A 6,966-nucleotide genomic window follows, 5' to 3' on the forward strand; every position below is an offset into this window, starting at 1 on the left:
GACTTTTTTGTGCGCCGTTCACCGAGCGGCAAGCTTCTAGAGATTTGGAGCGAGCAGATGGCCTCCGGTTTCTTCAAGGTGGATCGCGACATCTGGGTCGATCCTCGGTTTGAGGAAGAGAAGTACACTCAGAGGGAGGCTTGGATGTGGCTGACCTCCGAGGCAGCCTACAAACCGCGCGAAAAAGTAATGCATAACGTCCGCTATCATCTCGAGCGCGGCCAACTTGTTGCTTCTGTTCGTTTCTTGGCTAAAGCCTGGAAGTGGCATCCCACGACGGTCTTTCGCTTCCTGGACGACCAAGTCGAAGCAAATGCGATCACGATTTCCACTGAAACAGGCATATCTGTGATAACTATATGTAACTTCGATATTTTTTCATCGAAGGATGGCTCTGGTGAAACAGCTGAGGAACACCGGCGAAACACCGACGAAACGAACTATAAGAAAGAAAGAAATAAAGAAGAATCTGAAGAGACGGCTTGTTTGCCCAAAACCAACTCCGCAAAGCAGGCGCGGTTGGACGGAGCCGTGGAAGATCAAGCTGGTGACGCGCTAAGGCGTTACAGAGAGCAGCTCTTGGAAGCACTGAAATCCTTTGGAAGTGAAAAGGCAGATCGAGCGGTAGCGCACCTTAACCGCGAAGAGGGGATCGCTATCGCAGTGAGTTGGCGAAGCGAACTTGGCCTTTCCTCAGACGAAGTGATTAGCGTAGTCCGGAGTGTAGCTTCGAAGGCGAAGGCCGGCACAGTAATTGGCAGTTTGTATTACTTTGCCGACGCCATGCGGCGCTATGCTGCAAAAGCAACGAAGCTTCGTCGAGTTGCTTCGACCGACAATTTGCCAAAGACGAGTTCGAAGCCGGCTAGTTCCAAACGCACGCACTCGACCGCTGAGAAGCAGCCTAAGCGCCGGTCCAAAGGAGATCGCTACAGCAAGGGTGCAGCGACACAGGAGATCATTGACGCCACTGTAGGCAACCTGTCGACTAATGGATCTCGCCGCAAAGAGTCTGCTGACTTGCCGGTCACAGACGATCTCTCGACGACCGCTTCACCAAAGATCGTCAGCAGGCTTGAACTCTTGCCGCGTGATCACCCCGAGTGGAAGCTTCTCGAAGCGGCCCGTAGCCAGAACAAGCTCGTCCAGGAAGCAAGGGCCGATCAGCAACGCCGAGTGGGAAGACACGAGCCTGAAGGCTAAACTTAGCGGACTTGAAAGTCGAAATGTCGTGAGAAGACGAGGCTCTAATGTCCATGGGCTCTTAGAAGTCTGCTGATATTTGCTAGGGTTTTTTCTGCCGATGTACTCGTCCAAAAGAAAGTTCCTGGAAGACCTCTTAGCTCGCATCGCTCTGCAGCGCGCTGATCGAGACGAACCTTCGGATCGCTCATATCGCATCTGTCCTGCGACGATGCATCTGCATCAAAACTGGCAGCGGGTGTGTGAAAAGTGCGTTGGGACTGTCTGCGCCAAGATGAAAGCGCGTGGCGTCGCGGACGATGGTTCTACACCCCTTCCTCACAACGATCGGCCCATTTGCGGCGCACGAACGCGCCAAGGCCATCAGTGCAAGAATAAGATCGTCCCCGGGAGAACGAAGTGCAAGTTCCACGGCGGGTTATCGACTGGACCCAAGACTGCTGATGGAAAAGCGAGGATCGCTGCGGCGCAAAAGGCTCGAAAAAGGTGAAGTTCGGTTACCTAGAACAGAACTGCGACTTTCTTCTCCTGGGCGCGATGGGAGAGCTTCACTGCCGCCACTGATGACCTTGGGATGACGCGATCCCCGCTTCGTCAATATCTGAATGCTCAAATCCATGAACCTTCGCAGCCTTTAGCAACGCAACGGCTGTTCTCAGCCTGTCTCCAGTTCGTATGGAGCGACTGCTTGGTAGTGTGGTACCTGCGGTCACGGTCCAGCCAGCTTCATCCATAACGATGCGTAGTCGTATCATAGTCCTGACAGAGCCTTGCGGATCAGTGATTCCTCTCGTAACCGGCCAATAAGCGTGCTGAGACATGATCCAGTGATCGAGCAAGTGAACGACAAAGCCGTATGGCGAGAGCTGTGACCTTTCACCTGCTTCACGACTTGCCCGCACGAGCGGCAAGTGCTCATCCCGCCCACGTGGCCGCGTCGAGATCGACAACAACACCGTCGAACGCACCATTCGCCCCATCGCTTTGAACCGCAAGAGCGCCCTCTTCGCAGCACACGACGCAGGAGCCGAAAACTGGGCCATCATCGCCACGCTGATCGAGACCAGCTAGATGAACGGCGTCGCTCCCCATGCATGCCTGTCAGCCACACTGGCCGCCATCGTCCAAGGTCACAGGCAAAGCCAGATCAGCGATCTGCTCCCGTGGAACTGGGCGCGCAAGCCCTCGACCGATTGACCTGACCAAAGCAGGCGGCATAGTCGAAAGCACCATAGCCCCGGAGCGCCGCCGATGATCGAAGACGAACCGAATCTAGTCACCTCCGGTAAGAGCCAGCACGTCATCATCGACGGCTTCCCCTTCTCCATCGAAATCTACCGCCTTGAACAGGACAATATCTGGACGCTCGAAGTGGTCGATCATGAAGGAACCAGCCACGTGTGGGATGACCAGTTCGCCTCGGACAAAGACGCTCGCAATACAGCGATCAAAGCCATCGAGGCTGAAGGCGCAATCGCCTTCATGCGAGGCGATAACGTCATCCCATTCCGCAAGAATTAACACCGCATGGGGTCAAAACAGCGCTTACGATGCAGTGTTCCCGGCGGACACTACGCGCAAATTGCGGTCACAGCCATCAGCGCTGCGGTGACGCGTGGCCGAGGTCCTCGCCACGTGCACTTGGAGCGCACTGGCAGCGCAGTACGTCTATTTCTGTCAATGGCTCAAGGTCGTGACACTACCGATGAAAAGCTCAGTTGACCCGATCCCGAAAATGGCGAACTGTAGAACTGGCCTTCCTCGCAGGCCGGTGTGCCCGCCACGCGAAGCTTTGCAGCGATCTTGACTTCGAACAGCAGACTTCATGCCTTCGGCGGGTCTGATTAGCAGCGGGCACCTAGTCGGATCCAACTTGGACATGGATCATGACACAGAACGATAAGCTTAAGACTTTGAAATTTCTGGCAAAGCGTTACGCCAGAGCGACAGGCCAACCACAGCACGCGGCGCTCGACTTTGTTGCTGCTCGACTAGGCTTTCCTCATTGGAACGAGTTGACCGGCAGCGCAAAGGGAGAGTGGGTTCCCTCCGAGGCACAAGTTGCCACGATTAGGGCGTTTGTGGAACGGATCACTTCCTACGAGGGTACAACCTTTGACCATATCTTCGGGGGGCCCGATGCCATCACGCGAGGAGAGGTGAAGGGGCGTCCATACGAACTGAAAACAATGCTTGGCGACGTTTGCATGGAAGGTGACGGGTGGCGGATCGTTCTGCCAGAAAACCCTTTGTCTGCCCCTCGTGTCGAGATCGACATCAAGTATGCCCAGAACAGCCCGATGAATGATCGAGCGCTGCTTGCTGAGGCAGTCGAAACTGCCAAGGCTTTGATGAAGAGCGTGAAGGCGCGACGATTTGCCGATTGGCCGCGGCGCGCCATGAAACCCGATGCGGAGGGAAAGGTCCGTCATCCATTCTTGGAGATGGAGGAAGCAAGCCTCTGGTACTGCCTACACTGCAACGCAGAAATCAGCGGCCCTCAGATCGCTGGAAACCATTGGCACTGCCCTGGCTGCGGTGCATCACCGATCAACATTTTTCCAGAAGCCTTCTGGCTGGGGCCGAATGAGCAAAAGTCGGCGCCCGTCCAAGCCCGCGGTGAAGGGCAAGATATTGAGCCCATCGTCTCTATCGTCGATCCACGGCCAAAGCTTGATCTCAACAAGGACCAGGTGACCCATTTGATAAGGTCAGCCCTGTTCGAGGATGCGACCAATGCCAGTGAGCGCATGGGAGCAAGTTTGGCCGAAATCTGGGTGGATGACGATCTCGACGTCGTTGTCTCCTTCGAGGATCACTACTGGCCCGAGGAAAAGGAGCCGACCGCCGCGATCGAAGTGGCTGCAGTGCTTGGGATCGAGATGGAGTTGGAAGTTATGTGGTCGGATACGCTGTTCGCGTGGCCCGGTTTGGGCACCGTGACACAGAGCACGGCCGAATACACTCGCATGATGCTTGATGCCTATCGCAGCAACGGCATCGTCGAAGAAAGGTACGGAAACCAGTAGTTGCGCGACTTCGAACAACCGGCACGTCGGGGATCGTCGGTCGAGCGACACCTTTCGTCCGGCGGGTTGGACAAACGCTGCGACAACTGATGAGGCCCCTGTTTTTGAAACGAGGTCTCAGCATCGCCGTCTAGGGTGGAGGACTAGGATTCCGCTGGATCCTAGTCCTTCGTTGACTTATCAGGCAGCTTCCCAGACCTGATTGAGGATCCGTGCCGCAATCTCGGATTTGTCCTGCGGCAGGAACCGGCCGTAATGCTGTGCGACCATGTCTGGCGTATCCTGAATTGCATAACTCGCCTGCTCGTAGGACCCGGTGCGCTTCAGGATGTGTGTTGCCAGAACATCGCGCACATTATGCGGCCCGTGCGGCAACAGCCCTTCAATCGCCCCGCGCTTGGTCCATGGGTTATAGATGCCGTAGCGCTGAATCGACGTCCTCCACGCCTCATAGAATGTGTTCTGGCAGTAACCGGCGTTGGTGCTCGTCATCTTCGCTGTCTTGACGAAGAACGTTCCCGGGTCAGCCGCCTCGCCGATCAGACGCGCGCGATGGCGCTCGATCCAAGCTTCAATCAGTTCGTAAAGCCGCCCGAGGTCTGGGAGGATCAGGCGAAATGGCTTGGAACCGAAGAACGAGGAATTGGCATTCTTGAAAGCGACCGACGGGATCAGGATCTCCCACCCTTGGTCGCGGCTGCTCCAACGTAGCTCGCCACGTTTCAGGTCCTCCAGCTTGCGCTCCGAGGTCGGCAGGGTCCCAGGCTGGCACAGCATCAGTTCGCGCAAGTTCTTCTGCCGCAGCCCCGTGTGAAGGCCGATACGCAGCATAAGGAATGCGCGGACTGCCTCTGCGGCCGCGCGGGCATTGTGCCGTTCGTCTGGCATCCGCCGCAGGATTTCTTCGGTGATCTTGCGGTACTCGCCGACCGGGCTTGGCGATTCAAGTACCGGCAGGATGGGCTCGAACGGGTCGCGATGAACGCGGGCAACACGGTCGATCTCCTTGATCCGGCGACGGGCGTGTCTGTACATGCGCTCGCAGGCGGTAGGCCAATCCGACTGAACGGCGATGATGTCGGCCTCGGTAACCAAGCCTTCGATCGGACGAAGGCTGCTGCCCATACGGGGCGATTGGCGCAGCCAACCGGTCTCTTCCCGACAGATCGCCGCAGCAATCGAGAGCAAGTCGATCTCCCATTTGGTGTAGAAGCCCCGCCGGCGCTCCCGCCAGTGAAGGTACCAATCCCAGACCTGCGGAAAGATCATCATGGCGAAAGTCAGAAGCTTCGGATCGACGCCGAGTCCCTGCACTTCGCTCTCTGGTGGCGCGACAAACGCACCGAACCACAGCCCGAAATGCTCCACTTTCTGAGACGCTGTCTCCGTGCCCCAGACCCCATTCCGCTGCATGCCGAAGGCTGCGAAGGTCGACGTTTTGAAGCGAAGGAGTTCGGCCATCTCGTCATTCAGACGTTTGGGTGCGATGATGATGCCCGACTCCTCCGGTGTCCGCGCGGGTGACGACTTGCGAACCGGCCCTGAGGCACAGCTGAAGCGAACCGCATAGCGCTGGCGAATGGCAGCCGCCTGATACCTGCGGTAGTCCGTTGACCCGCTGATGATCACCGTGCGGACCCAGTTCAGGATTTCTGCCTTCTCCTGGCTTGGCCTGCGGTTGAAATCTTCGGGTAGGTGCCACGCCAGACGCCGGCGCTCAGACGGTGAGATGTCGTCCAGATCAAAATCGCCTGGTGCTCGATCGGGGGTACCAGACAGGCTTAGGAAGTAGCCCTCTGGCAGACGATAGCGCCGCTCGATGCGTCCCAGAATTTCCAGGCTGATCGCAGCGCGCGGGACCTTCTTTCCGCGCCCCCAGCTGATCAGCGTGCTGCGATTGACGCCGTCTTCGGATCGCACCACCGCGTTGTAGAGGTGGTAGATAGTTTCGCCATGACGGCGGGCGTGTAGCTGAAGGGCTTCGCCAAAGGTTGCGGGGTCCTGCCAGGTTTTGTCCAGCGGCTCGGGAAATTCGACGATCGCTCTCGGCCGTACCCCTGGCTTCTGCCGAACCTTCTCGGTGCTGGTCGCTCGAACGCCGGTGGGATTCATGGCGGGCCCGCTATCCGTGGAGCGCGCTGATCGGCTTGCAGTGCGAGCCGGACGCAGGGTCGCATTCGAAACCTCGCGTGCCACTGCGTCGAAGATAGGCTGCAGCGTAGCCCGATGGGCACGGAGGCGATCGACATCTATGTCAAGCATGGCGGACAGAGATTGCAGGTCGAGCCCGCTGCCCCGATAGGGCGGGTATTCGTTTCGCTCAAGCAGGTCGACCAAGCAGCCATAGAGCAAGCGCACCTCGCTTTCGGTGAAGATCGACGTGAACCGACCCTTGCAGAACTCGGCGATCTTGCGCGACGTGAGTGCAGAAGATGTTGATTTCATTTTCCATCCTTCGGTTTGTGGGGCGGCCCAGCTATCGAAATGACGGGTTGGACGGGAGGGGGCTCCTGTCGAGAAAAGGTGAATACTGATGTGAGTTCCGCAACTGGAAGGACAAAGGTCGCTGCAGTACGGGCAGTCCGACCGACCAAGAGGCGACATGCAGAGTCTTGATTGTGAGTTGATCAGATGTTCACCCACATTCTCCAAGTAAGTCGCTGATTTCGCTGTCGTAATCGTGATATTTCGCATATAAATCATGGCGTTGACGGCTGCGAGGGGCGCGTTTCAT

Annotated in this window: 5 protein-coding genes and 1 pseudogene; 5 read left to right on the plus strand and 1 reads right to left on the minus strand. The window is 57.3% G+C overall.

The genetic code is table 11. The features are described from left to right. The first annotated feature begins 57 nt into the window (after nt 1–57). From C0V75_RS22720 to C0V75_RS09920, 5 genes and pseudogenes are all read left to right on the plus strand, one after another. The gene (locus tag C0V75_RS22720) at nt 58–1,203 is read left to right on the plus strand and encodes a hypothetical protein (RefSeq protein ID WP_143710402.1); all 1,146 of its coding nucleotides are present in this window, start codon (nt 58–60) and stop codon (nt 1,201–1,203) included. A gap of 274 nt (nt 1,204–1,477) precedes the next feature. After that, nucleotides 1,478–1,693 carry an HGGxSTG domain-containing protein gene (locus tag C0V75_RS24185; protein WP_101920699.1) on the plus strand — a complete coding sequence of 72 codons (216 nt, stop codon included), beginning with the start codon at nt 1,478–1,480 and terminating at the stop codon, nt 1,691–1,693. 440 nt (nt 1,694–2,133) lie between these two features. Further along, nucleotides 2,134–2,400 (plus strand): annotated as a pseudogene (locus C0V75_RS09910) (transposase); the annotation flags it as partial. Between the two features lie 54 nt (nt 2,401–2,454). After that, entirely contained in the window at nt 2,455–2,724 is a 270-nt protein-coding gene (locus tag C0V75_RS09915; RefSeq protein WP_101920700.1) for a hypothetical protein, read from the plus strand. A gap of 365 nt (nt 2,725–3,089) precedes the next feature. Then, nucleotides 3,090–4,232, plus strand: coding sequence for a hypothetical protein (locus C0V75_RS09920; RefSeq protein ID WP_254216420.1), 1,143 nt, complete (start codon nt 3,090–3,092; stop codon nt 4,230–4,232). A 180-nt stretch (nt 4,233–4,412) separates the two neighbouring features. On the opposite strand, the gene C0V75_RS09925 is transcribed toward C0V75_RS09920, so the two are convergent. Continuing rightward, a complete protein-coding gene (locus tag C0V75_RS09925; RefSeq protein WP_101920701.1) occupies nt 4,413–6,677 on the minus strand; it encodes a hypothetical protein in 2,265 nt (754 codons plus the stop codon). Between the last annotated feature and the right edge of the window lie 289 nt (nt 6,678–6,966).

Source organism: Tabrizicola sp. TH137 (assembly GCF_002855575.1).
Taxonomy (GTDB): Bacteria; Pseudomonadota; Alphaproteobacteria; order Rhodobacterales; family Rhodobacteraceae; genus Paragemmobacter.